Here is a 23853-nt window from a genome sequence, read left to right as displayed (position 1 = left end):
AAGAGCAATACAGAACAGATCTGCCTATTCATTTGATACTTGACGGAGCGGGGTATCACCGTAGTGAAGTCGTTAAAATTGCGGCAAAAGAGCTTGGTATAATATTGCACTATTTACCGCCATACAGCCCTAATTTAAACCCAATAGAACGCTTATGGAAGGTGATGAATGAATACGCCAGAAATAATAAATATTTTGCAACTGCAAAAGAATTTCGACAGCATATTAATCATTTTTTCGATGACACGTTACCCAATCTTGATGATGCTTTAGACAGTAGAATTAATGATAACTTTCAAACCTTCAATTTTGCATCTTGAGGTAGCTTGGGTATATGTATTTGTCTGAATTAATTGGGTGTTCACAGATGTCGTGCTTTTTATCCGCCCAATCGATGCCAATTAAAGCAGCAAAATCATCAACGTTATATCCTTTCATTTTGACTCTCCTCCGCGTAAAGTTAACGATGGAATGTGCTTAAAGCTCGTTTCTCGCAGGTCTTATAGATAGTCGTGGTAGGCGATCCCTGAGTATGCGTTTTGAAGCGAGTTGTTCTGTTGGCTCGAACGTCTTGTTAGAAACATTGTATGTTTAGCAATTCAATATTCGTAACCAACAGAAGCATGTTCCACTTAGATAATAATAAGTTATTTTATTAAAGAAGTGGATTGGTCAAACTATAAGAAAATCAACAAGGACACGTAACAGTTGGCTACGTTTCGCTACACAATTTTAGCCAACAATTACTTAGCCTGTTATTTAGGCGTTGTACCTATGGAGTTTCTGTGAAGAAAATTAATCATGATATTTTGAAATTAATTCATGAACAAGATGAAGTTGGAATTCGTGAGCTCTGTAGAATGATCAAGAGAACACATAATGACCATAGAGATTTTTATGGGTTAACAGCACTATTAAAAGCTGGATATATTAACTTTACGGGACCAATACCTAAAGTTAAAGGCACTACAGAAATTAATAGTTATATCATGGCTCTCACTTTTCAAGCCTATTCTCAGGGTACAGGAGAACAGAGTTACAAATCTTTATCTCTGTTAGCTTCTGATAATGAAGATGCTTACTTATTCATTGGTGAAAAAGGAATTGAGTATTTTCATAGTCGTTCTGAAAATCGTAAAGGCTGGTACTTGGTAGCCGTTCTGACTTTAGTATGCTCAATTATATCTGGTGTTATAGTAGCAAAATTTAATGTGGTCTCGCAAAGAACGCCTTACGAGTGTTGTGCTAAAAGTACATAACAAGAACTTAAAATCGGAACAAAAACAGCGGGCCATATTTCGTTCCTCAACAAAATTTTAGCCCACTATTTTTGTCCGCTTAAGTAGGCGTTAGGCAGAAGGAGATAGAATGCCAGCTAAACGGAGATTGCTTAACCTTTTTTCACAAGTTCAAATGTGTAATAGTGCCAATGTATCTGACTGCTTGCGAATGTTCTCACTATCAAGAGAGTTAATTGAATCGAATAACCAATTTGATAAATATCCAACTGTAAGACTTTTTTCTGACTGGTCTTTACATCCCAAACTGGATCGTAGATCGGCGAAAGTATTACTAGATCAAATTGCAAAAATCGTAGATAAACACCAATCAGATGATCCAACAAAGATTATTATTGGCATTTCTAAAGTTTTATCAATTCCTGAATTACATTCCGAACTCTTGTTACTTTTTAAAGCCTCAGAATTACCCGACTTTATGTTGAGGCAACCAGAAATATGGAACCAATGTGTAACTTGGCTTCTGCAAGACCTGACTGGAAAACCTGTTATAGGCTCTAAACATACTGATGAAGAAATAAAAACTGGTTGGGGAGTAATACCAAGGGAATTAAAATTAATAGAAGAGAAAAACCAAATTAAGTGGGAAGTAACCTGTGGACCACGTGTAATACTTAAAGGGCTTTTAGTAAAGCTTGTGCAAAAATCTGCCTAACAAGACGTTCAAACGGACAAAAAACAGTTGGCTGTTTCACTCCGTTCACATTATAGCCAACAATTTTTTGCCGCTTAACGTGGCGTTGGTGCGTCAAGCTAAGCTTGGTGCATCTTGCAGGGTGTAAGTCCCTGTCAGGTAAGGTTTAACCAACCACCTGTATCGAGTGTTGCGCCTTTGGCGGAGCTTGAGATTTGCAATAGCATTTCATTGGTGCGAACCAGATAAATCAAGTGAACAAGATAGGTGAAGCGTACACAGAGAATCATATAGGCCATAGGGGATGCGTGTCCCTGAAGTGCTGGTATCGCTCCGATAAATATTAGATCTGACTGACGAGGTTTGCAACGCCATCGAAGTCCAAGCAAAGCAATCGCAGTGGTTAGATTGTGGCGAGTCAGCGGAGTTTTCAAGCCGTGGCATGTATGTAGAGATGCATCGAGAACTTGAGAGATCCAAAGGTATTCCACAAGGAAGGTGGTAGGGAAGCTGAGTGAAAAGCAAGGCAAACGAAGATCTTTTGGAAGTCAGATCAGCCCATAGTAGTCTGAGCAGGGGAAAGCCTTGTACATGGCGAAGGAGCTGACAGTTATATCCGTTATTAAGCAGATACATGGTCCGGACAAAGTAGGGCTGGAGATACGATGACAACGACACTTAATAACATCACATTTAAAGCACATACTCACCCTAAACATAGGTTTCAGAATTTATATGGATTACTAAATACTGAATGCCTATATGAAAGTTGGGGGCAACTCAACAAGAAAGCTGTGCCAGGTATTGATGGATGCTCTATTGTTCAATATCAGGCTAACTTAGTTGAAAATATAACGAGCTTAAGTCATCAACTTAAACAGAAATGTTATAGGGCGAATGATATTAAGCGCATCTTTATTCCCAAATCGAACGGTAAACAGCGGCCATTAGGCCTACCCACGGTCAGTGACAAATTGGTACAGCAAAGCGTTAGCCAGATCCTGCAAAGTATCTGGGAACAAGACTTTTTGCGTAACAGTTATGGTTATCGACCGAATAAAAGTGCCCATCAAGCCATTCATAGTTTAACACTCAATCTACAATTTAAAGGTTATGGTTACATTGTAGAAGCTGATATTAAAGGCTTCTTTGACAACCTCGATCATAATTGGTTAATGGAGATGCTTAAACAACGAATTGATGATGCCGCAATGCTTAGCTTGATAAGCCAATGGTTAAAAGCGCGGATTAAATCGCCCGATGGTGTCTTTACTAAGCCAACGAGTGGTAGTCCTCAAGGGGGTATTATCAGCCCAGTACTGGCTAATATTTACTTACATTACGCATTAGATCTTTGGTTTGAAAAGAAAGTAAAACCAGCAATGGAAGGGCGATGTATGATGATCCGCTATGCGGATGATTTTGTCTGTGCATTTCAGTTTTCAAAGGATGCGGAGCGCTTTTATCGGGTATTACCGAAACGATTAAATAAATTCAATTTAGACGTCGCGGAAGATAAAACATCATTGATGCGGTTTAGTCGCTTCCATGTAGGGCGAAAGCGTCATTTTGCATTTTTAGGTTTTGAGTTTTATTGGGGAACCGATGCCAATGGTAAAGTAAGACTTCGACGAAGAACTGCTGTTAAGAAACAGAAAGGGACGTTGACGGAGTATTATCAATGGATAAAGGGAAAATACTCACTTAAATTAAGAGAGTGGCTTCCCCAATTAAGACGCAAACTGACCGGATTCAGAAATTACTTTGGGCTGCCTGACAATAGTCGTAGTCTGTCTCATTTATATAACTATGTACTGCATAACCTGTATAAATGGTTAAATAGAAGAAGCGGTCGGAAAAGCTATAATTGGAGTAATTTCAAGAAGATGTTAAGTTATTTTAAAATTGAAGTACCCAAGGTGAGCAAGCGAAATATACTTGTCGATTGGTACTAGGGTCGTGTTTTACACGAGTGAATATTTAACTGAAGAGCCGGATGCGGTAGTTCCGCACGTCCGGATCTGTGTGGGGTCGGTCTGGTAACAGATCGCTCTACCACGATAGGCTGTAGAATAATTCGTTTTTGTAAATCAATAAGAATTTTATATTTTTAACCTGTTGCTTTATTTAAATATTAAATATTAAAAATCGCTGTTTTTCTCCAGAGATGGAGAAATTCTACAGCCTCGTTAGACAAACATTCATATATACCCATGATACTTCAAGATGCAAAATTGCAGGGGTTGTAGGTCGGGATTTATCTCGTCACTGACCGATTGATGGCCTAAAGACCAATCTACATGAGAAGCATTATCAAGTTGTTTGGGTATACTCAATTATTCTAAATTTTCTATAGGTATTAATATGAAAGAAAAATTGAACGAAGTTCAGCAATTAATAGCAGAGTCTAATGAAAGACTATTACATATAAGCAAGGCTGATACTGTTGATAAAGAATATGTAATGCTTAAGCTCAGGAAGAAAATTCTAAATAATAGTGTAAGTATCATATTACTGCTTAAGAATGATTTAAGGGAAGAAGCATTCTCTATTCATCGCCTCTCACTAGAACACCTATTCAACTTGTTCGCACTTGAGCGAGATGAAAATTTCTATGATGAGTTTTTTAATAAATCTCAAACTTCGCTTTTAAAAGGTATGAAAGCCCTTAAAAGAAGCACAGATAAAGACAAACAAGATACTTTGACATCAGATCATCGTGAGAAACTTGAAGCCGGCATCAATGGCTATGAAGAAAATCCAATAAAAGATTTAGGGTATTGTATTTTTAATGCCGCTAATAAATCTGAGCTTGGCCCCTTTTATGATTCTTTGTATAGAGACTTATCTTTGTCTTATGCTCATTCAACAATGATTTCAGTGTTATGTGAAATAACGGAAGAAGGTGTAAATTCGTTGCTAGATAATGTTACCACTGTTTTAAATGCAACAGAATTGCTTAGTTTGCAAGTTTGGAAATCTGAAGAAGTTTAAGCGAATTGCCATACAAGTGACTATACTGCTAAAGCCAATGAATAGCTGTTGTCCTGTAAGTTTTCTATCTCAAAGGGGCCAAAGCGACATACCAGTAATGTCTGCTTTGTCGGAACAGCGGGCGTTAGTAAAACAAAATCTAATGTCAGCTAACCGTAAAATGATCTTAATTTATTAATTGAAAACCCAAGATAATTAAGTGATCACAGTAAATGTTATTTAATGATCGCTTTAGATGATCATGCCTGGCATTTTGGGTGTAATTGGGTGGCATAACTCATGTAATTACTCAACTTTATTGTGTTCATATGTATGCTTATGAACACGGTCGTGGCTTGAATACAAAAGCAATGATTTATTAGGCTTTACATGATGTTTAATATTCATTATTCTAGGGTTTGAACTTATGAATACAAAAAGACTGAAATGAAATTAGCTTATCTTCGAGTTTCAACTATTGAACAAAATACTGATCGTCAAATCATCGAAGCTGATAAAACATTTATTGATAAAGTAAGTGGAGCAAATACAAATCGACCAGAGCTTATTAAGTTAAAAGAGCATGCAAGATCAGGTGATATTGTTATTTGTCATGATATAAGCCGTTTAGCACGTAATCTAAAGGATCTAAAAGACCTTATTGAGTTTTTTATAGATAAGGGGGTTGCAGTTAAATTTTTGAAAGAAAATATGGTGTTTTCGGCAAATAAACAAAACCCTATGAATGAATTGATGCTGAATATGCTTGGTGCTGTTTACCAATTTGAACGAGACATAATGAAACAGCGTCAAGCGGAAGGGATTGCTCAAGCAAAAGCAAAAGGGGTCTATGAAGGAAGATCTTCTTCAATGAGGTTAAAGGCTGATATTATTAATGAATATAAAGAAAAAATACCGCAACGAACAATAGCTAACAATCTAGGTACTTCAGTATCTACGGTTCAGCGTGTTATTAAGAAATACAGGTTAAATATATTAGAACCAAAGGTTAATTGTTATTAATTAACCCTGAGTAACAGCGAATTGAATAATATAGGCTTCTATCCCGCAAAAGAGCATAAAGCGCCCTACGGAAATGACCTACTTGGCCACTAAATTAGTGGCCAAAATCACTTAACCACAACAATAATGAATTTAGCATTAGCTCTTTGATCACTGCGCATAAAAAGAAAAGGTCTAAGTGCTCTTTTAATGAACGAATCGGCCCAAATATTGTAATGCCGTTGTGTAAGTTTGGCTGTGACCACCTATATGAAATAGAAGCATTAAAAATTAAAAATAATATTGTGCTTTCGAATTGTAAACTAGTACATACCTTTTTTGAGCAATCATATCTCAAAACAGTTTCTGGTAAGTCCATCAAATCAAAATGGTTAGGTGGGGAACCAGAGTATTTTAAGGCCTAACAAACAATGATAGGTGTCGCGTAGCCGCCATCTGATCTGGGTGTTGGACAAGCCCGCGTCTACTTATTCATAATAAATTGCGTGGTTGAGAACTGCATTTTTTGGTGGGTTACTTTTCGCTGGGCGAGTGAGGTTAATGCAATGAGTTGGACGCTTGCCTTGTAGCTTTAAGTTGATGGTAAAGGGGGTTATAGTGGTGACGTTAATGTTTCTCGCCTGCAATCACTATCTGGGTGGCGGTGTTACTAGAGAGTATGAGTCGTTGTTCTTTTCTGTCGCAAAGCGCCTTCGTTCAGTAAGAGCTTTAAACTGGCTTTATGTTTTTGGAGAAAATTTTGAAAGAAATAGAATTATTAGAATATGTCGTTAAGGACTTAAATGAAGATATAGCAAAGCTTCAAACTCTCATTGGTGAGCTTAATTCGACAGATAAAACCCCAGAAGTACGTGTTGCTTGCATCTACCTTTCACTTAAAAATATGAAAGTAACAGCAAGTGTAGCGAATGAGTTGGATATCACATTGTCTGATGGTAAGAAAGTGACACCGAAAGCAGTTAGTTTTATTTTAAAAGATGAAACTAACTCCTTACCAACAGCTATAAAAAAGAGAGCCAATTCTATAGCCGGTGACAATCAAGCGCAGGTATCACGTTCAGTCATGGCTCAATCATCACGTTGGTAGAGCAAATATAACAAAGCATTTGTGAGGGATTCACAACGCTTCGCATAGAATGTGATTACCTAGAGTATTAAAAGCGTTTAGGGTTCATTATAGGAACTCATTTTTAGTTATTTTGTTGTAATTGTAATTCTACAGCCTCATTAGGCTCAGCTAGGATCTATGCATATTCATGGTTAGTGAACCATTAAAAAACTATAGATAGAAAGATTAAATAATAGCTTAGGTCTTGCTTCAAACGGTTTATTTCTTTTTATTAATTAAATTTATCATGTAATTTATGCGGAAATAACTGTGTATAGATACTTCAGTATCTACGGTTCAGCGTGTTATTAAGCAATATAAATTAAATGTTTTATGACCACAGTTTAAGTATTAAGAAAGACAATCTAAGAAAATTCTAATTTAGAAACCATTTTTTCAGGGTTTTCTTTGATTAAAGTTAATAGCTTTTTTGTTACACCTGATGGATTACGACGCTTACTTTCCCAACTGCACACTGAGTCATAACTTGCGCCTATTATTTCGGCGAACTCTTTGCGATCTTTGCCTGAAGCTTCTCTAATTGCTTTGACATCTAATGTATCATAGACATGAATATGCTTTTCCTCAGGATTTTTGCTGCCTGTTTCAATATCTAGCATCTCATTTGCACTAGCAAGTAAATCTTCAAATAACTCATCTTTCATAATATATAACCTTTGTTAAATAAGTTTTTCAGAAACTTTTCTCAACTGCTTTTTTTGCTCATTAGTAATATTATCTAATTCATTTTTTGGATAGATAAGGGCTAAATATAATCGGCCAGAAGATGCAGAAAGATTATAATATATAACTCTTACACCGCCACTTTTACCCATGCCTGGCCTAGACCATCTTAGTTTTCTAAACCCTCCTGTACCAGCTATGATTTTACCTAACTCTGGGTTTTCTATTAAAGCTTCTTGCATTTTTTTAAAGTCATCGTCGACTAACAAACTTTCTCTGTGCTTACTAAAACCGCTAAGCTCAATAAATGTGAACATAATTTACTCTATTTATATGTAGTTTAGATTGTACTATGTACTAAATCAATATTTATATTGATGCTTTCAGTAGTACTATGTACTAAATTAATTTTTATTCATTAAATTTATCATGTAATTTATGCGGAAATAGCTGGGTGTATACTTGCCATAAAATATTTAAATTGCGATGGCCGGTTACTTGAGCTACTTCTTCGATAGAGTAGCCTTTTTCAAATAACCGGCTTGCACCTTCCCTTCTTAAGTCATGGTAGCGTAGGTCGGTTATTCCTAGCGTATTACGTACTCGTTGAAAGCCTACAGTGACACTTCGTGAGTTGTAAGGAAATATAAGTTCATTACTTTTAGGTTGTTTCATTATAATGTCAAAAGAGCCGCCTAATAATGGCGCGATCATGTGATTCCCTTCTTTTTTTCGAGGATCTTTTCTATCTCGAATTAAAATGGTTTTATGATCTTCGTTTAAGTCATCCCAGCGTAATTTACAGACCTCACCAATGCGCATACAAGTTAAAATACTAAAGTCGAGGATATCTATGTATGGAATACGTACCTTACCGTTAGCATGAAACTCTTGGCGTTTTAATAAGCCTTCTTTCAATCTTTCTATTTCATCTTCTGTAGGTCTTCTTGTTCGCTTAGTACTTTTTCCAACTAATTTCATATCGATAAGTATTGGAACTGCTTCTTCGAATATCTCAGGACTTGATTTAATATTAAATACGGGTAACGATTTTTTCATGACGGATCGTAAGTATGCAATATCATGATAAATAGTTTGTGGTTTGGTGCCTGTAGCTTTGCGGATCTTACAGTGCTCTATGAGATCACTTGTTTTTAACTGATCGCTTTGGATTGTCGCTATATCACAATCACGAAGCATTTTTATAACATACTGTTTAGTACGCCCCGTGTTATCCCATAAATTTCGAGCATCTATAAATTGGTCAAGTAGCTCACCAATCGAAGATGTTTTGGATTGATTAATGCCAAATTCTTTTAGCTCTGAAGTTTTATTTCTTCCCCATGTCCTGGCAAGCTCTTTCCTTTTGAATGTCTTGGCTTCTCTGTGTATGATCGAACTGTTCTTTTTTACTGTCACGGTTGCTTTAAAGCGAATTTCACCATTTGCTAATGTACGTGTTTGTATTGAAAAAGATGCCATTTGTCCTACTCCTATGAGGCGTACTTAAGGCGTACTGTAGAACGAAATTCAGCATAATTCAACGTAATTCAAGGCATTTTTAGCCGATAACAAAGTGAGCAAAAACAATGATAAGCACTGAAACATCAAGCAGTTACCCTACTAACCGCTTTTCTATTGCTCCGATGCTTGATTGGACTGATCAGTATTGTCGTTATTTCCATCGTTTAATGAGTAAAAATACATTGTTATACAGCGAAATGGTCACCACAGGTGCTATTTTGTATGGGAAAGGGGATTACTTACAAAAAGATGCTGCTGAGCATCCAGTAAGTTTGCAGTTAGGTGGCTCAGCACCATTAGATTTAGCGCAAGCTGCTAAAGCAGGTGCTGAACGTGGATTTGATGAAATAAACTTGAATGTAGGTTGCCCCTCTGACCGTGTTCAAAATGGTCGCTTTGGTGCGTGTTTAATGGCTGAAGGGGCATTAGTTGGTGATGCAGTAAAAGCGATGAAGGATGCCAGTGGTTTACCCGTGACGGTTAAAACACGGATTGGTATTGATGAACTAGACTCCTATGAATTTTTATGTGACTTTGTTGAAAAAGTAAAAGCACAAGGTTGTGATACGTTTATTGTTCATGCGCGTAAAGCTTGGTTAAGTGGTTTAAGTCCAAAGCAAAATCGTGATGTACCACCTTTAGATTATGAGCGTGTGTATCAATTAAAGCGTGATTTTCCTGAATTAACGATTGCGATTAATGGCGGTATTAAAACGTTATCTGATTGTGAAACTCATTTGCAGCATTTAGATGGAGTGATGTTAGGAAGAGAGGTTTATGCTAATCCATATATCTTAAGTACGGTTGATCAGCAGTTGTTTGGATGTGACAAAGAGCCATTAACTCGTTTTGAAGTTTTAGAAAAAATGTACCCTTATATTGAATCTCAGTTAAGCCAGGGTGTACACTTAAATCGTGTCGCTCGCCATATGTTAGGCTTGTTTCAAGGTTTACCGGGTGCACGAGCATGGCGTCGACATTTAAGTGAAAATGGTCATATACCCGGTTCAGGTATTGAAGTCATGCAAAAAGCAGCATCATTTGTGATTGAAGATTAAGATCTACTTGTTAGCGAAGGTGAGGTAATAGGATGAAAAAGTTATATTTACTGTTTGCTATGATTGGTATTCAGCTTGCTATTTATGGTTGTAGCTCACAAACGACAACCGATGCAACAGCGCAAATACAAAGTAAAACGCAGCGTTTAATGATTGTGAGTAGTGGTAACCCCTCGGATGTATTGCCCGCATTTACTACTTATACTTGGAGCGACCAATATAATCAGGTGTTATCAGGGGTCGCGGGACAAAATCAGCAACAGCTGAAAGGTTATATTCGCAACCAAATAACCACTTATTTGAGCAGTAAAGGCTATCAATATCGTGCTGATCCTAAGCAAGCTGATATTGTTGTTGGATTTTTATTTGCGCTAGAAGATGATATTGCGGACCAAACTATTCAGCAACGCTTTGGACTGCTACCAGGTTTAACACGTAGTAATGTTAATGATCCTCGTTATGAAAAAGGCTCACTGTTATTAGCTGCGTTAGATAACCAAGAAAAAACCGTTTATTGGCGCTCTGCTGTGCAAGGCTTTGTCGATTTAGAACAAGATCGCATGGAAGCAGGCTCAGTACGTATGCAATATATTTTAAGTATGATGTTAGGTGATTTTCCACAAGCGGGTAAATAGGCGAGAAAGTCATTACATAAATTGTATTGATGAAACCACACTTAGCAGATATGTATCGGTTGCTATTCAATATACAAATAATGAATGACAACCGATAACGAATATAGTGCAGTATTCTATTTAATGGCAGCTTACTGTTAACTAGGGGCTGTTGATCTTTGCCGTTTAAATTTTGTTCACCACAAGTCGTTTTGATCGAGGCGAACAAAGTGAAGCCTAGTCATCCTAAGCAAATTTTGTCCAACAAAGAGCATAACGCCTTGTGGTGAACCCGTAGGGCAACGTTTTCTGACTATTTCTACTGCGTTTTCGCTTATTTATAGAGAATAACCACACGTCATAAGCTCAGCCTTGTATAAAAAGCCAGCAACTCGTTGCAAAAATAAACTTGAAAGATCAACAGACCCTAATAGACTTACTCGCAATATGATTGTTGATTGTGTAGCCACTATCTGAAAAAAAGGCCTGAGTTGCTAGGTACTGATCTTCTAATACTTCTTTTAAGTTATACTCAATTTGTGTAATACCTTTCGCTGCAATCTCATTTTCAATTTGCTTTAACAAATTCTTGCCTACGCCACGTCGACGAGTTAGATCTCTAATAGCTAGTTGTGAAAATATAGCTGTTGTATCTTGGGTTTTTACATTTACAGCACCTATATGGCGCTCATTAAACATCGTGACGTATAACTTGGTATCGGCTTGTGCTAGTTGCTCTTTAATGGCTTGTTCGGTTAATGCTGCCGGTGGTAGGTGGCCTGCATAGATTTTCTGTAAATCTATTAATAATTGATTTGATAGGGTGTCAGCAATGAAAACGGATAGGCGCATACAAGTCTCACTATTAGGTTGTTAGTTATGTTATTCATTCAGCAGTGGGAAATTAATACTACTGGTATCTGAATAAACTCGATTTTGTTGATAATATTGTATTTTTTTAAGCAATAAGACCACACGCTCTTTTAATGGAATTAATTCCCTTAAGGGCACTAATTGGTAATCTTGTTCGGGTAAAGCTAAGCGTTGTGATAAATATTGTAAGGTTTCAGGGTAAGGGTGCGCAATAAGAATGGTATAAGGGGAATGTAAACTATGTTCGATTGCTGCCTTAAATTGCTTTTCCATCGCCGCTTGTGTGCGTACATTGTCTAAGAATATGTGACGTCTTAAAGCAGGTAGCCCGGCAGTTAATGCTGCGGTTTGTGCGACGCTCTTAGCACTCGTAAAGCTATCTACAAAAAACAATCCCTGTTGATATAACAATTCCATTGTCCATTGCATTGCTGTTTGATTCTCGGTGAGTTGGCTACCCATATGGTTATTAGCACCAACAGCATGGGGGATGACCTTTAGGGAATCGATCAATTGTTGTTGGAGAGTCTGTTTATCCATCTCTTCAATTAATGCACCTTTACCTAATAAATGGTTATGGCTGTGTGCCTGCATTGGTATGTGTAATAGTACTTCTCGATGTTGCTGGTGGGCAGCTCGAGCAAGGCTTTTAGAGAAAGGTGTAAATGGGAGAATAGAAAAAATAACATTTTTTGGTAACTTTAAAAATGCCTGATTATTCTTATTATTACCAATGTCATCAATGATAATAACTAGCTTGCCGATTGCTAAGACATTAGTTGCTGTAATAAAGAGCCATGTATAAAGTAATAATCTACCTGTTTTATTTAGAAAGGTGAGTAGCATATTACTTACTTCTTGTTAACCAGCGTAATGGATCTTCTGCTTTACCTTTGTGGCTTAATTCAAAATATAAGCTGTTTCTATCTTGTCCACCACTGTGTCCTGCCAGCGCTATCGCATCACCTTGAAAAACCACATCACCTGCTTTTTGCAGCAATGTTTCATTGTATCCGTATAAAGTAATATAGTTATCGCTATGGTCGAGCGCGATCACCATGCCGTAGCCTTTAAAATATCCTGCAAATAGAACTCGTCCAGTAGCCACTGCTCTTACTTTTTCGCCCTCATTGGCTGCGATAGCAATACCTTTCCAGGTCACTTGACTGCTACGAGAGCTGCCAAAACGATGTAATACTTTTCCTTGAATAGGCCAAGGTAATTTACCTTTGAGACCTGCAATTTTTGAGTGCGTTTGTGCTTTTTTTCTCGCTGCCACTTCTGCTTGTGCTATTTTTTCTCGTTCCTGCGCCGCTTGTGCCTGCGCCTTTGCTCTATTCTTACGTTCTTGCGCAGCTTTGGCTTTAGCTGCTACGAGCTGCCTTTTTTTACGATCTTCGGCTGCTTTTTTAATGCGAGCTCGTAATACTTTCTCGGAGTTCGCTAATTCTGCTATTTTTGCATTTTGATAGTTAATATCTTGTTTTAATTCACGTAGTGCTTGATCGCGTTTTAATCGCTGATTATTTACCGTTGCTTGAGTTTGTTTCTGTTCTTGATACAGGCCTTCAAGAGAAGCCAGTGCTGCTGTTTGTTGGGCAGCGTTTTTATCGAGTTTTTGTTGCGTTGAATGTAAGGCTTCAATACTTTCTAAGCGCGCTTCATTTAAATAATAGTAATAGCTTTTGGCGCGAATGACTTTGCTCAGATCCTCTTGATTTAGCATTAATTTAATAAGGTCATTTTGCCCTGTCATATAAGCACTAATGAGCTGCTGCTCTAATAATGTTTGTTGCTTTTTTTTGTTGTCTTCTAGTTGCTTCGTTTCTTGCTGCAAAGTGATTAGTGCATTGCGTTTGTCATCAATCATTTTTTTGGTTTGATTAACCTGTAAAGATGCCTTGGCAATTGCTTGATCACTTGCTGCAAGTTGAGCTTCAAGCTGCTGTTGTTGTTTTTGTTGTTCTGATTTTGTTTGTTTACTTTGATTAATTTGACGTTGTAAGTTTGTAAGGTCTGCAGCTGAAATTTGATGGCTAAAAAGAATAGCAACGAGAAAAGGAATGCACAATAATTGTTTTAAAGGTCCTCGTTGACTGGAATAAAATGGATTTAGCATCACTGTTGGTATCGACCTTATAAACGGATTAGTATGATTGATAAATATATCAATCAGATAATACCTACAATTCTTTTGTATGTTGAGTAAAAAAACAATTACTGAAGGTTTACATGCATTTTATTCGATTAAATAGGAATTTACGCAAATTAAGTGGAAATTACTTGAACGAGATAGCTGATTTTTAGGAAGAAATCAGGTGCGCCAGAAAAACCTAACGCACCAGAGTTAAACTTACTTAACAGTAATTAAAGGTTTACCTGTCATTTCAGTTGGTATTTCCATGTTCATCAATGACAACATAGTCGGTGCGATATCACATAGGCGACCGCCTTCAGCTATAGTTGCTTCACGACCCACATAGATAAACGGTACTGGTAAATTAGTATGTGCGGTATGAATGCCACCTGTATCAGGATCAATCATTTGTTCTGCATTACCGTGGTCAGCAGTAATTAAACATTCGCCGCCCACTTCTTTTAATGCACCTACAATCTGACCAATACAAGCATCTACAGCTTCACAAGCTTTAACAGCAGCTTCATATACACCAGTGTGTCCAACCATATCGCCATTCGGGTAGTTACAGATGATCACATCGTATTCGCTGCTTTTGATTGCGCCTACTAATTTTTCAGTTAATTCAGCAGAGCTCATTTCTGGTTGCATATCATAGGTCGCCACTGCAGGAGAGCTAATTAATGTACGATGCTCGCCAGGGAACTCATCTTCAACGCCACCGTTAAAGAAGAAAGTCACATGTGCGTATTTTTCAGTTTCTGAAATACGTAATTGTGTTTTGTCTTTTTTCGCTAACCATTCACCTAACGTATTAGTTAGCTGTTCGCTTGGGTAAGCTGCTGGCGCTTTAATATCTGCTGCGAACTCTGTTAACGTCACAAAGTGAACGTCTGGCGTTACTGCACGTTCAAAACCAGTGAAGTTTTGATCCGTGAAAGTATAAGTTATCTCACGTGCACGGTCAGCGCGGAAGTTTAAGAATAAAACTGCGTCACCGTCAGAAATAGGTGCAGCTTCGCCAATCACAGTTGCTTTTACAAATTCATCATTTTCATCACGAGCATAAGCATTTTCAAGACCGACTAATGCGCTGTCGGCTGTGTATTCTGATTTTGCTTCAGTAAGTAGGCTATAAGCTTGCTCTACACGATCCCAACGATTGTCACGGTCCATTGCAAAGTAACGGCCCACTAAAGTGGCAGTACGACCAACGCCAACTTCTTTATATTTATCTTCAAATTTCGACAATGTACCTGCTGCACTGCGTGGCGGAGTATCACGGCCATCTAAGAAAGCATGAACGTAAACTTTTTTTGCTCCACGTCTTGCTGCTAGTTCAATGGCTGCAACAATATGATCGTCATGAGAGTGAACACCGCCTGGTGAAGCAAGGCCCATAATATGAACGGCTTTATCTGCTGCAACTGCTTTATCAACCGCGGCAACAAAATTTGCATTTTCATAGAAATCGCCATCGGCGATAGATTTAGTCACTTTGGTTAGGTTTTGGTAAACAGTACGTCCTGCACCAATATTAGTATGACCTACTTCTGAATTACCCATTTGTCCATCTGGTAAACCTACATCCATACCCGATGCCGAAATAAGCGTATTGGCATAGTCTTTACATAATTGGTCTAGAACAGGTGTTTTAGCATTTGATACAGCATTATCTGGCATATCTGGGCGGTAGCCCCAACCGTCTAAAATCAATAGTACTAATGGTTTCTTAGGAGTTGTCATATCAAACCTCTTTAATGATTAAATTATCTACAAGGGATTTTACAACATTTGTGTAGCTTGTCACTGAAAAAGCCTAGTGTTAGATCAAAGCAAGTTGAAAAAAGCACAAAAAAGCTATTTTCATTTATTAATCTAAATCTCAAGGCTGATATTCTGTTTTCCACAGGGTATACTCATGCTGAAATTTATCCTTACAGAAGAAGAAAAAAGTTATGCAAGAATATATTGATTTTATTACCAACAATCCGATGTTAGCTGCTGCATGGGTCGCGATCGCTGCAATGTTAATCCACAGTGTTGTAAAAGATAAACTAAGCAAGATAAACAATATCAACCCACAGCAAGCAACACAATTAATCAACAAGCAAGATGCGATAGTCGTTGATATTAGAACTGCAGATGAGTTTAAAAAAGGCCATATCGTTAATGCAAAAAATATAACTCCGTCACAGATTCAAGAAGGAAAGTTCGCAGCTATTGAAAATAATAAGCAGACCCCCATTATAGTTGTGTGTGCATCAGGTACTCGCTCTGCAGGTGCTGGTGAGAAGCTGGCAAAAGCTGGTTTTGAGCAAGTAAATAATCTATTTTCAGGTATGAGCGGCTGGACCTCTGCAAATTTACCAATAACTAAGAAGTAATTATGGCTACTATCACTATCTACACCACTCCATATTGCCCATATTGTATTCGTGCAAAACAATTGTTGGACAATAAAAAAGTAACCTATCAAGAAATTGATGTGTCTGACCGTTCTCTTCGTCCGAATATGACAAAATTGACTGGTGGAACAACTGTTCCGCAAATTGTTATAGACGGCAAGGCAATAGGGGGTTGTGACGAGTTATATGCATTAGAACGCGCACACCAACTTGATGAACTGTTAAGTTAATATAAATAATTTTTAAGGATTAAGGAAAGATCATGCCAGAACAACAAGAGCAACAAGTAGAATTCAACATCCAACGTGTTTATGTAAAAGACATCTCTTTTGAATGCCCAAACTCACCAGATATCTTTAAAAAAGAGTGGGCTCCAGAAGTTAAAATGGACATTGATACACAATCTAAGAAATTAGAAGAAGGTGTATATGAAGTGACGTTATCACTGACTGCAACTGCGACAGTAGAAGGTGAAGTTGCTTTCTTATGTGAAGTACAACAAGCGGGTATTTTCTCTGTATCACAGCTTGAAGGCCCTCAATTAGCACATTGCTTAAATGCATTCTGTCCAAATATCCTATTTCCATATGCACGTGAAGCGGTATCAAGCTTAGTGACTCGTGGTACTTTCCCGCAGTTAAACTTAGCACCAGTGAACTTTGATGCTCTATTTCAACAAGCAATGACAAATCAGCAAGCTGAAGTAGAAACATTAAATTCTTAATTAAGTTCTATAACAATCGGCATGAGTATTTGAACCAATATTACCTAAAAATGACAAGCCATAGTTAGGTCTTAACTTATAGGGTTAAGTATTAACTCACATAGTTAAGCCCTATTAGCAATGGCTTGTTGTCGTCAGTAACATGGAGCATTTATTTATTCCGGTTGACACTATATAGGTGATGATGAATGACTGAAAAAACTGCAATTACAGTTTTAGGTGCAGGGTCTTACGGCACTGCACTTGCTGTTGCATTAGCTCGTAATGGCCACAATACTTTAATTTGGGGTCATCAAGTTGACCATATTCAACGCCTCCAATCAGATCGTGAAAACAAAACCTTCTTACCCGGTGTTACCTTTCCTGAACGTCTTCAACCTGAAAGTGATCTCGCAAAATGTATCGCCGCAACGGATACTATTCTGCTAGTGGTACCAAGCCATGTATTCGGTTTAGTATTATCACAAGTTAAACCTTTATTACGTCCTGAACACCGCATTGCATGGGCAACTAAAGGGCTAGAAGCTAAAACTGGACGGTTATTAGAGGAAGTCGCACGGGATATCGTGGGTAAAGCTTATCCTTTGGCTGTATTGTCTGGGCCAACTTTTGCGATGGAAGTGGCAAAAGGTTTACCTACTGCGGTTGCGGTTGCTGGAACAGATCTTAGCTTTACTCAACATCTTTCAGAGCTTTTTCATAACCAAAGTAATTTTAGAGCTTACATCTCAGAAGACTTTACCGCTGTGCAACTTGGTGGGGCTGTGAAAAATGTGATTGCGATAGGCGCTGGTTTGGCCGATGGATTGGGCTTTGGTGCTAACGCTCGTACGGCATTAATCACGCGTGGATTGGCGGAATTAACTCGTTTAGGTGTTGCTTTAGGTGCCACTGAATCTTCATTTATGGGGATGGCTGGGTTAGGAGATCTAGTCTTAACCTGTACCGATAATCAATCACGTAACCGTCGTTTTGGTTTAGCGTTAGGCTCAGGTAAAGGTATTGATGAAGCTCAGGTTGAAATTGGCCAAGTGGTTGAAGGTTACCGTAATACTGAAGAAGTTTATAATTTGGCAAAACGCGTTAATATTGAAATGCCGATTTGTGAACAAATCTATTACGTACTTTATCAAGGTAAAGCAGTAAAAGAAGCTGCTATGGATTTGTTATCACGTAGTAAGAAAGGCGAGTAGTATTTAGTCTACTTGAGCTTATATAATTCGACATACAAAAAAGGCCTCATTGAGGCCTTTTTTAATCGCTTGTCACAAACTAATGCAAATTAAGCGTCTTGCAATATATTCAACATACGACGTAATGGCTCAGCAGCGCCCCATAGTAGTTGGTCACCTACAGTGAATGCACTGATGTACTCAGGACCCATTGCTAGTTTACGAATACGACCAACAGGAATACTTAATGTACCTGTTACTTTTGCAGGAGAAAGTTCAGAAACCGTTGCTTCACGTTCATTTGGAATCACTTTAACCCATTCGTTGTGCGATGCTAGAATCTTTTCAATTTCAGCTACTGATACATCTTTTTTTAGTTTCATTGTAATTGCTTGGCTATGACAACGCATTGCACCAATGCGGACACACAAACCATCAATCGGTGTTTGTTTATCGCTAGTACCTAGAATTTTGTTTGCTTCAACTTGTGCTTTCCATTCTTCTTTTGATTGACCAGAAGGCATTGGCACATCAATCCATGGGATCAAACTACCCGCTAACGGTGCACCAAACTGTTCAGTAGGTAATGCATCACTGCGAATGAATTCAGCCACTTTTTTATCTATTTCTAAAATAGCAGAGGCTGGATCAGCAAGCTCATCTGCCACTGATGCTTCAATTGCGCCCATTTGGCTAATCAGTTCACGCATATTACGTGCACCGGCACCAGAAGCTGCTTGATAAGTGTGTGGAGAAACCCACTCAATTAAATCTGCTTCAAATAAACCACCTAATGCTAATAACATAAGAGAAACGGTACAGTTACCACCAACATAAGTTTTTACACCGTCAGCTAGACCTTGTTGAATCACATCTTTGTTTACAGGGTCTAATACGATAATGCTGTCATCTTTCATACGTAACGAAGAAGCCGCATCAATCCAGTAACCATTCCAACCGCTAGCACGTAGTGCTGGATAAACTGAATTAGTGTAATCACCACCTTGACAGGTAATGATGATATCCATTTCTGCTAATGCTTCGATTGAAGATGCATCTTTTAAAGTATCTGTTGGCTTACCAACTTCTGGAGATGCTAGACCAACTTGTGAGGTGGTGAAAAATACTGGCTCAATCGTTGCAAAATCATTCTCTTCACGCATTCTTTGCATAAGAACAGATCCAACCATACCGCGCCAACCAACTAAACCCACTTTTTTCATGGTCTACATTTCCTTTCGTTTATAGTTTAAATAGAACCGATTAATCATTAACCGAATACAGAATCTACCATTAGAGGGCTTAATAAGGCTAGTCATTTGATGGTTTGCTTGGGAAAAAAAAGGACAAACTTACCTTGATTGCTTAATTTTTATTAAACTACCAAGGTAAGTTATTGTTACTGTTCAGTAGAGGTGTACCTGCAGTTTTTATAATCGTTGCTTATTAATCGTAGATTGTTGGAATAGGTTGGCGTTTATGCTGCGTACGTAAGTAAATGGCAATCAGTTTATCTTCGATCTCTTGAGGGACGGTTTTACCTTCCAAGAAATCATCAATTTGATCGTAGGTCATGCCCAGTGCTATTTCATCTTCAAGCTGTGGTTTATCTTCTTCTAAATCAGCGGTGGGTGCTTTTTCAACTAACAAACTTGGCGCACCTAAATGTTTAGCAAGTGATCTTACTTGACGTTTGTTTAATCCAAATAAAGGGGCTAAATCACAAGCACCATCACCGTGTTTAGTATAAAAACCTGTGATATTTTCAGCACTATGGTCGGTACCAACAACTAATCCACCAGTTAAACCTGCAACTTCGTATTGAGCAATCATGCGCATACGTGCTTTAACGTTGCCTTTAATAAAGTCGAAGTTGATATCATCGGAGTAATTAATAGTACTGTTCTTAATCGCATCTAACGTACTTTCATGAATACCATCTGCGCCGGCTTGAATATTCACCGCGACAGTGTGTGTTGGTTGAATGAAACTTAACGCTAACTGAGCTTCATCTTCATCTTTTTGTACTGCATAAGGTAAACGAACTGCAATAAATTGGTAGTTATTAGTGTTTTCTTGCGCGTTCAACTGCTCTACTGATAACTGACATAGTCGCCCGGCAGTGCTGGAATCAACACCACCACTGATACCTAATACCAGGGTTTTACAATGTGCCTTTTTTAATATGTTTTGGATAAAGCTGATACGACGCTGAATTTCACTTTCTATATTGATGTCTGCTAACACACACATCTCTTGCAGTATCTTTTGTTTCATGAGGCAGCCTATTCTTAAAAGGTTAATATTGATATTGATAGATGACAATGCACTATAAAGTACCAAGGATGACTATGATTATGCAAAAAAGTCGCCATTTTTTATAGTTATTTGTTCTGTTGCATTTTGCGGTTAAATTTTTAGTCCTGATAGCAATGTTTTATTCGCACGGTTTTAAAGCATTAAGTTCACTGTGCTTTCCTTAACTTCATTGATAATTTATCTCAATAAGTAAAAAGCATTGAGGTATCTTGATGCATTCCATTGATTAGTCTTGGCGCTTCATTTTGGTGCGTCATGGTCTTTTTTGGTGCGCGTTGTGTTTTTTGATAGATGGAATTCAGTAGTGGGTTGTGCGTATTTATACTGTATTTTTTAAGTAGACTGGATTATTTGTTAAATATTGTCCGCTTTTAGATGTTTTTTAATCAATCAGGTTTTTATTTTTGTTGAATCTCGGATCAATTTTTTTCTTATCCAAGCTCGCTTATTGGCGTATTTGTTGCTACATCTACATTACTAAAAATAAGGTCGTGTCATTAATTGTCTTAATGATGCGCATTATTAGTGATAAACACTTCAAATACTAAAAGGATTTTTACATGAAAAACAAACTTAGAAAACTCGTTTCAGCTACTTCTCTTCTGGCATTGTCGGTTGGTATTGCTAATGCAGGGACTTTAGACGATATCAGTAAAGCTGGTGAGCTTAGAGCTTGTTTTGATGCAGGGTATATGCCATTTGAAATGAAATCTAAAAATGGAAGTTATATCGGTTTTGATGTGGATTTAGGTAAATTAATGGCTAAGCAAATGGGGGTTAAGTACGTACCGGTGAACACTGCATGGGATGGTATTATTCCAGCGTTATTAACAGACAAATGTCATATTATCATGGCTGGTATGACCATTAATGCACAAAGAAATATGCGTGTTAACTTTGCAGACCCGTACATTACAGTTGGTCAATCTATACTACTGAATCCAAAACTAGAAGGTAAAGTACTTAGCTACAAGGATCTTAATGCGGCTGAATACACTATTGCAGGTAAATTGGGGACTTCTGGTGAGCAAGTAATTAAGAGAATGTTATCAAAAGCAAAATATAATGCTTTTGAAACACAGACTGATGCTGCACTTGAAGTCATTAACGGTAAAGCTGATGCAATGATTTACGACATGCCATTCATCTCGATTTATGCAAACCAATCAAAAGGTAAAACGGTCGCCATTCTAGAACCTTTTACCTATGAGCCTTTAGGTTGGGCTGTTAAGCAGGGCGATCCTGATATGTTGAATTTCCTTAATAACTTTCTAAGACAAACTAAAGGCGATGGTAACTATCAACGCATCTATGATAAATGGTTCAATAGTGATACTTGGTTAAGCCAAGTTAAATAAGGTTTTTAAGTAAGCCCTTTAAAACCAGAGGATCTCCTCTGGTTTTTTATTTTATGACTGTCGGTGGACTTATGAACGAAAAAACCAATAAACTGAAATGGCATGTGCTATTTATTATTACGATTGGCCTTATTTCAGCCGGAATTTATTCCGCATCACAAACAATTAATTATAAATGGCAATGGCACCTTGTCCTTCCTTATATTATAGATACATCTCCTATCGATATTATTGCCCAAGAGGATGCAAATGCGGCTGTTAATGCTGATGGTGTGATCACCTTAACCTTTGATAACGGCGAGCCTTCTCGAGTAATTTCAGGTGCTGACCAAGTGCTTATTTCTGATGGTGATCTTATTTTTGAAGGGGACCTATTAGCACGTAAGGAAGGTATTAGAAGTGGTGTGTTAATTGATGGGTTATATATGACTCTGAAAATTTCAGTTATCTCTTTATTATTTTCTATTATTATTGGTTTAATTGCCGCATTGATGAGGATCTCAGACAACCCATTTAGTAAAAACTTATCTGTTTTATATATTGAAATTATTCGTGGTACGCCGTTACTAGTGCAAATATTTATCGTTTATTTTTTCCTAGGAACAATTTTCGACCTAGATCGTTTTACCGCTGGTGTTGTTGCATTATCTGTTTTTACAGGTGCCTATGTTGCTGAAATCCTCCGTTCTGGTATTCAGTCTATCTCTGCAGGTCAAATGGAAGCTGCACGTTCGCTTGGCATGACTTATACGAAGGCGATGACTTATGTGATCCTTCCACAAGCTTTTAAGCGTACGTTGCCTCCAATGGCTGGACAGCTTATTAATTTGATTAAAGATTCTTCGTTAGTTTCTGTTATTTCTATTACTGATTTAACAAAAGCGGGACGAGAAGTGGTGAGTGGTAGTTTCGCTACCTTTGAGGTTTGGTTTACTGTTGCTGCATTATATCTAGTTTTAACATCTACCTTATCTTGGGGCATACAGCGTATTGAAAAAAGGTTAGCAAACAATGACAGATAAGCAAAAATACACAGGTAACGATATGATCGTCACTAATGATGTTGATAAAATTTATCCTAACGGTTGTCACGCATTAAAAAAAGTAACAACCAATATTCAACGTGGTGAAGTTGTTGTGATCATTGGGCCTTCTGGCTCAGGTAAATCCACGTATTTACGTACTTTAAATCAATTAGAAACGATTTCTAGTGGCGAAATTATAGTCGATGGCGTCAAAATGTATGCTGATGATACTAATATAAATAAGTTAAGAGAAAATATTGGAATGGTATTTCAATCATTTAATTTATTTCCGCATCTTTCGGTTAGAGAGAATGTCATGTTGGCACCACTAAAAGTGGCTGGTCGTAGTAAAGCCGATGTCATTTCAGAAGCTGAGGTGTTGTTAACGCGTGTTGGCCTTGCAGAAAAGATGGATATCTATCCTAACCAACTTTCTGGTGGTCAGCAACAACGTGTTGCCATTGCAAGAGCGCTAGCAATGAAACCTGATATGATGCTTTTTGATGAGCCTACTTCCGCACTTGATCCAGAAATGGTGGGGGAGGTATTGGATGTAATGAAGTCATTAGCGGCTGAAGGCATGACCATGGTGGTGGTTACTCATGAAATGGGCTTTGCTAATGAAGTGGCGGATCGTGTTTTATTTATGGAAGATGGTGTTTTATTAGTTGATGATATTCCAGAAAATATTTTTGGTAAGGTAACAAACCACGTAAGGTTACAAAAATTCTTGTCAAATATTCGATAAGTTTATAACTATCATCTCATTTAAGATAGCGATGAATTTGGGCAAGGTTGTTATAATATCAGCATCAAAAATTGCTATATTTTATACCGATTACATTAAATAAGTGATCTAAATTTTGCGCAGGAAAAATGACTTAGTTTAAGGCGTAAATTTAGCTAAATGGTTGTTCCCTT

General features: G+C 37.7%; 26 protein-coding genes. 16 read left to right on the top strand and 10 right to left on the bottom strand.

The genetic code is table 11. The features are described from left to right. A partial coding sequence (locus H592_RS0109000) for an IS630 family transposase (protein ID WP_028868487.1) occupies positions 1–320 on the top strand: 320 nt, incomplete at its 5' end. On the opposite strand, the gene H592_RS24770 is transcribed toward H592_RS0109000, so the two are convergent. After that, on the bottom strand, positions 304–438 hold the full coding sequence (locus H592_RS24770; RefSeq protein WP_281170609.1) for a hypothetical protein: 135 nt from the start codon (positions 436–438) through the stop codon (positions 304–306). The genes H592_RS0109000 and H592_RS24770 overlap by 17 nt on opposite strands. Positions 439–785: 347 nt before the next feature. On the opposite strand from H592_RS24770, the gene H592_RS0108990 reads away from it, so the two are divergent. The 6 genes from H592_RS0108990 (at position 786) to H592_RS0108965 (ending at position 7015) form a co-directional block, all read left to right on the top strand. After that, entirely contained in the window at positions 786–1259 is a 474-nt protein-coding gene (locus tag H592_RS0108990; protein WP_028868486.1) for a hypothetical protein, read from the top strand. Between the two features lie 109 nt (positions 1260–1368). Then, positions 1369–1953, top strand: coding sequence for a hypothetical protein (locus H592_RS0108985; RefSeq protein WP_028868485.1), 585 nt, complete (start codon positions 1369–1371; stop codon positions 1951–1953). A 644-nt stretch (positions 1954–2597) separates the two neighbouring features. Next, on the top strand, positions 2598–3887 hold the full coding sequence (gene ltrA / locus H592_RS0108980; protein ID WP_028868484.1) for a group II intron reverse transcriptase/maturase: 1290 nt from the start codon (positions 2598–2600) through the stop codon (positions 3885–3887). 409 nt (positions 3888–4296) lie between these two features. Beyond that, on the top strand, positions 4297–4926 hold the full coding sequence (locus H592_RS0108975) for a DUF5677 domain-containing protein (RefSeq protein ID WP_028868483.1): 630 nt from the start codon (positions 4297–4299) through the stop codon (positions 4924–4926). 426 nt (positions 4927–5352) lie between these two features. After that, a complete protein-coding gene (locus H592_RS0108970; protein WP_028868482.1) occupies positions 5353–5928 on the top strand; it encodes a recombinase family protein in 576 nt (191 codons plus the stop codon). 739 nt (positions 5929–6667) lie between these two features. Then, positions 6668–7015, top strand: coding sequence for a hypothetical protein (locus H592_RS0108965; RefSeq protein WP_028868481.1), 348 nt, complete (start codon positions 6668–6670; stop codon positions 7013–7015). A gap of 386 nt (positions 7016–7401) precedes the next feature. On the opposite strand, the gene nadS is transcribed toward H592_RS0108965, so the two are convergent. The 3 genes from nadS to H592_RS0108950 all read right to left on the bottom strand — a co-directional run bounded on the left by nadS (position 7402) and on the right by H592_RS0108950 (position 9202). Next, complete coding sequence (nadS, locus tag H592_RS0108960; protein ID WP_028868480.1) at positions 7402–7701, bottom strand: NadS family protein; 300 nt, start codon at positions 7699–7701, stop codon at positions 7402–7404. A gap of 15 nt (positions 7702–7716) precedes the next feature. Next, the gene (locus H592_RS0108955) at positions 7717–8037 is read right to left on the bottom strand and encodes a type II toxin-antitoxin system RelE/ParE family toxin (protein ID WP_028868479.1); all 321 of its coding nucleotides are present in this window, start codon (positions 8035–8037) and stop codon (positions 7717–7719) included. A gap of 94 nt (positions 8038–8131) precedes the next feature. Continuing rightward, entirely contained in the window at positions 8132–9202 is a 1071-nt protein-coding gene (locus H592_RS0108950) for a site-specific integrase (RefSeq protein ID WP_028868478.1), read from the bottom strand. Between the two features lie 107 nt (positions 9203–9309). Between H592_RS0108950 and dusA the strand changes: the two genes are divergently transcribed. After that, positions 9310–10302, top strand: a complete 993-nt coding sequence (dusA, locus tag H592_RS0108945) for a tRNA dihydrouridine(20/20a) synthase DusA (RefSeq protein WP_028868477.1) — start codon at positions 9310–9312, stop codon at positions 10300–10302. 32 nt (positions 10303–10334) lie between these two features. Further along, complete coding sequence (locus H592_RS0108940) at positions 10335–10937, top strand: DUF4136 domain-containing protein (protein WP_028868476.1); 603 nt, start codon at positions 10335–10337, stop codon at positions 10935–10937. A 396-nt stretch (positions 10938–11333) separates the two neighbouring features. Here the strand turns inward: H592_RS0108940 and panM are convergent, their stop codons facing one another. The 4 genes from panM to gpmM form a co-directional block, all read right to left on the bottom strand. Continuing rightward, positions 11334–11768, bottom strand: coding sequence for an aspartate 1-decarboxylase autocleavage activator PanM (panM, locus tag H592_RS0108935; protein ID WP_028868475.1), 435 nt, complete (start codon positions 11766–11768; stop codon positions 11334–11336). Between the two features lie 30 nt (positions 11769–11798). Continuing rightward, positions 11799–12635: a divergent polysaccharide deacetylase family protein gene (locus H592_RS21880; RefSeq protein ID WP_051369101.1), complete on the bottom strand. Its 837-nt coding sequence runs from the start codon at positions 12633–12635 to the stop codon at positions 11799–11801. Between the two features lies 1 nt (position 12636). Then, the gene (locus H592_RS0108925) at positions 12637–13908 is read right to left on the bottom strand and encodes a murein hydrolase activator EnvC family protein (protein WP_028868474.1); all 1272 of its coding nucleotides are present in this window, start codon (positions 13906–13908) and stop codon (positions 12637–12639) included. Positions 13909–14142: 234 nt separating this feature from the next. Then, a complete protein-coding gene (gpmM, locus tag H592_RS0108920) occupies positions 14143–15672 on the bottom strand; it encodes a 2,3-bisphosphoglycerate-independent phosphoglycerate mutase (protein ID WP_028868473.1) in 1530 nt (509 codons plus the stop codon). A 212-nt stretch (positions 15673–15884) separates the two neighbouring features. Here gpmM and H592_RS0108915 point away from each other — a divergent pair, with 212 nt between their 5' ends. The 4 genes from H592_RS0108915 to gpsA all read left to right on the top strand — a co-directional run bounded on the left by H592_RS0108915 (position 15885) and on the right by gpsA (position 18251). Continuing rightward, positions 15885–16313 (top strand): rhodanese-like domain-containing protein, encoded by a 429-nt coding sequence (locus H592_RS0108915; RefSeq protein WP_028868472.1) that lies wholly within the window; start codon positions 15885–15887, stop codon positions 16311–16313. A gap of 2 nt (positions 16314–16315) precedes the next feature. Beyond that, positions 16316–16564: a glutaredoxin 3 gene (gene grxC / locus H592_RS0108910; protein ID WP_028868471.1), complete on the top strand. Its 249-nt coding sequence runs from the start codon at positions 16316–16318 to the stop codon at positions 16562–16564. A 32-nt stretch (positions 16565–16596) separates the two neighbouring features. After that, positions 16597–17058: a protein-export chaperone SecB gene (gene secB, locus H592_RS0108905; protein ID WP_028868470.1), complete on the top strand. Its 462-nt coding sequence runs from the start codon at positions 16597–16599 to the stop codon at positions 17056–17058. A gap of 188 nt (positions 17059–17246) precedes the next feature. Further along, on the top strand, positions 17247–18251 hold the full coding sequence (gene gpsA / locus H592_RS0108900) for an NAD(P)H-dependent glycerol-3-phosphate dehydrogenase (RefSeq protein ID WP_028868469.1): 1005 nt from the start codon (positions 17247–17249) through the stop codon (positions 18249–18251). An 89-nt stretch (positions 18252–18340) separates the two neighbouring features. Here the strand turns inward: gpsA and asd are convergent, their stop codons facing one another. Together asd and nadE are read right to left on the bottom strand one after the other, a co-directional pair. Next, the gene (gene asd, locus H592_RS0108895; protein ID WP_028868468.1) at positions 18341–19453 is read right to left on the bottom strand and encodes an aspartate-semialdehyde dehydrogenase; all 1113 of its coding nucleotides are present in this window, start codon (positions 19451–19453) and stop codon (positions 18341–18343) included. A gap of 223 nt (positions 19454–19676) precedes the next feature. After that, positions 19677–20507: an ammonia-dependent NAD(+) synthetase gene (nadE, locus tag H592_RS0108890; RefSeq protein ID WP_028868467.1), complete on the bottom strand. Its 831-nt coding sequence runs from the start codon at positions 20505–20507 to the stop codon at positions 19677–19679. Between the two features lie 602 nt (positions 20508–21109). Between nadE and H592_RS0108885 the strand changes: the two genes are divergently transcribed. From H592_RS0108885 to H592_RS0108875, 3 genes are all read left to right on the top strand, one after another. Beyond that, positions 21110–21907: a transporter substrate-binding domain-containing protein gene (locus tag H592_RS0108885; RefSeq protein WP_028868466.1), complete on the top strand. Its 798-nt coding sequence runs from the start codon at positions 21110–21112 to the stop codon at positions 21905–21907. Between the two features lie 71 nt (positions 21908–21978). Then, positions 21979–22929 carry an amino acid ABC transporter permease gene (locus H592_RS0108880; RefSeq protein WP_028868465.1) on the top strand — a complete coding sequence of 317 codons (951 nt, stop codon included), beginning with the start codon at positions 21979–21981 and terminating at the stop codon, positions 22927–22929. Between the two features lie 22 nt (positions 22930–22951). Then, positions 22952–23680, top strand: a complete 729-nt coding sequence (locus H592_RS0108875; protein WP_028868464.1) for an amino acid ABC transporter ATP-binding protein — start codon at positions 22952–22954, stop codon at positions 23678–23680. Positions 23681–23853: the final 173 nt, after the last annotated feature.

This window comes from Psychromonas arctica DSM 14288 (assembly GCF_000482725.1).
In the GTDB taxonomy this organism is placed as follows: Bacteria; Pseudomonadota; Gammaproteobacteria; order Enterobacterales; family Psychromonadaceae; genus Psychromonas; species Psychromonas arctica.
Note: the sequence above shows the minus strand (reverse complement) of the source record. Positions and strands in the feature narration are given on the sequence as shown.

Bases quoted from the DNA above. Each gene is read 5' to 3' on its own strand.
- gpsA (WP_028868469.1), top strand. From the start codon at position 17,247: ATGACTGAAAAAACTGCAATTACAGTTTTAGGTGCAGGGTCTTACGGC.
- H592_RS0108985 (WP_028868485.1), top strand. From the start codon at position 1,369: ATGCCAGCTAAACGGAGATTGCTTAACCTTTTTTCACAAGTTCAAATG.
- H592_RS0108925 (WP_028868474.1), bottom strand. From the start codon at position 13,908: ATGCTAAATCCATTTTATTCCAGTCAACGAGGACCTTTAAAACAATTA.
- H592_RS21880 (WP_051369101.1), bottom strand. From the start codon at position 12,635: ATGCTACTCACCTTTCTAAATAAAACAGGTAGATTATTACTTTATACA.
- H592_RS0108970 (WP_028868482.1), top strand. From the start codon at position 5,353: ATGAAATTAGCTTATCTTCGAGTTTCAACTATTGAACAAAATACTGAT.
- dusA (WP_028868477.1), top strand. From the start codon at position 9,310: ATGATAAGCACTGAAACATCAAGCAGTTACCCTACTAACCGCTTTTCT.
- nadE (WP_028868467.1), bottom strand. From the start codon at position 20,507: ATGAAACAAAAGATACTGCAAGAGATGTGTGTGTTAGCAGACATCAAT.
- H592_RS0108875 (WP_028868464.1), top strand. From the start codon at position 22,952: ATGATCGTCACTAATGATGTTGATAAAATTTATCCTAACGGTTGTCAC.
- H592_RS0108975 (WP_028868483.1), top strand. From the start codon at position 4,297: ATGAAAGAAAAATTGAACGAAGTTCAGCAATTAATAGCAGAGTCTAAT.
- ltrA (WP_028868484.1), top strand. From the start codon at position 2,598: ATGACAACGACACTTAATAACATCACATTTAAAGCACATACTCACCCT.
- nadS (WP_028868480.1), bottom strand. From the start codon at position 7,701: ATGAAAGATGAGTTATTTGAAGATTTACTTGCTAGTGCAAATGAGATG.
- asd (WP_028868468.1), bottom strand. From the start codon at position 19,453: ATGAAAAAAGTGGGTTTAGTTGGTTGGCGCGGTATGGTTGGATCTGTT.
- grxC (WP_028868471.1), top strand. From the start codon at position 16,316: ATGGCTACTATCACTATCTACACCACTCCATATTGCCCATATTGTATT.
- secB (WP_028868470.1), top strand. From the start codon at position 16,597: ATGCCAGAACAACAAGAGCAACAAGTAGAATTCAACATCCAACGTGTT.
- gpmM (WP_028868473.1), bottom strand. From the start codon at position 15,672: ATGACAACTCCTAAGAAACCATTAGTACTATTGATTTTAGACGGTTGG.
- H592_RS0108955 (WP_028868479.1), bottom strand. From the start codon at position 8,037: ATGTTCACATTTATTGAGCTTAGCGGTTTTAGTAAGCACAGAGAAAGT.
- H592_RS0108885 (WP_028868466.1), top strand. From the start codon at position 21,110: ATGAAAAACAAACTTAGAAAACTCGTTTCAGCTACTTCTCTTCTGGCA.
- H592_RS24770 (WP_281170609.1), bottom strand. From the start codon at position 438: ATGAAAGGATATAACGTTGATGATTTTGCTGCTTTAATTGGCATCGAT.
- H592_RS0108950 (WP_028868478.1), bottom strand. From the start codon at position 9,202: ATGGCATCTTTTTCAATACAAACACGTACATTAGCAAATGGTGAAATT.
- panM (WP_028868475.1), bottom strand. From the start codon at position 11,768: ATGCGCCTATCCGTTTTCATTGCTGACACCCTATCAAATCAATTATTA.
- H592_RS0108880 (WP_028868465.1), top strand. From the start codon at position 21,979: ATGAACGAAAAAACCAATAAACTGAAATGGCATGTGCTATTTATTATT.
- H592_RS0108915 (WP_028868472.1), top strand. From the start codon at position 15,885: ATGCAAGAATATATTGATTTTATTACCAACAATCCGATGTTAGCTGCT.
- H592_RS0108940 (WP_028868476.1), top strand. From the start codon at position 10,335: ATGAAAAAGTTATATTTACTGTTTGCTATGATTGGTATTCAGCTTGCT.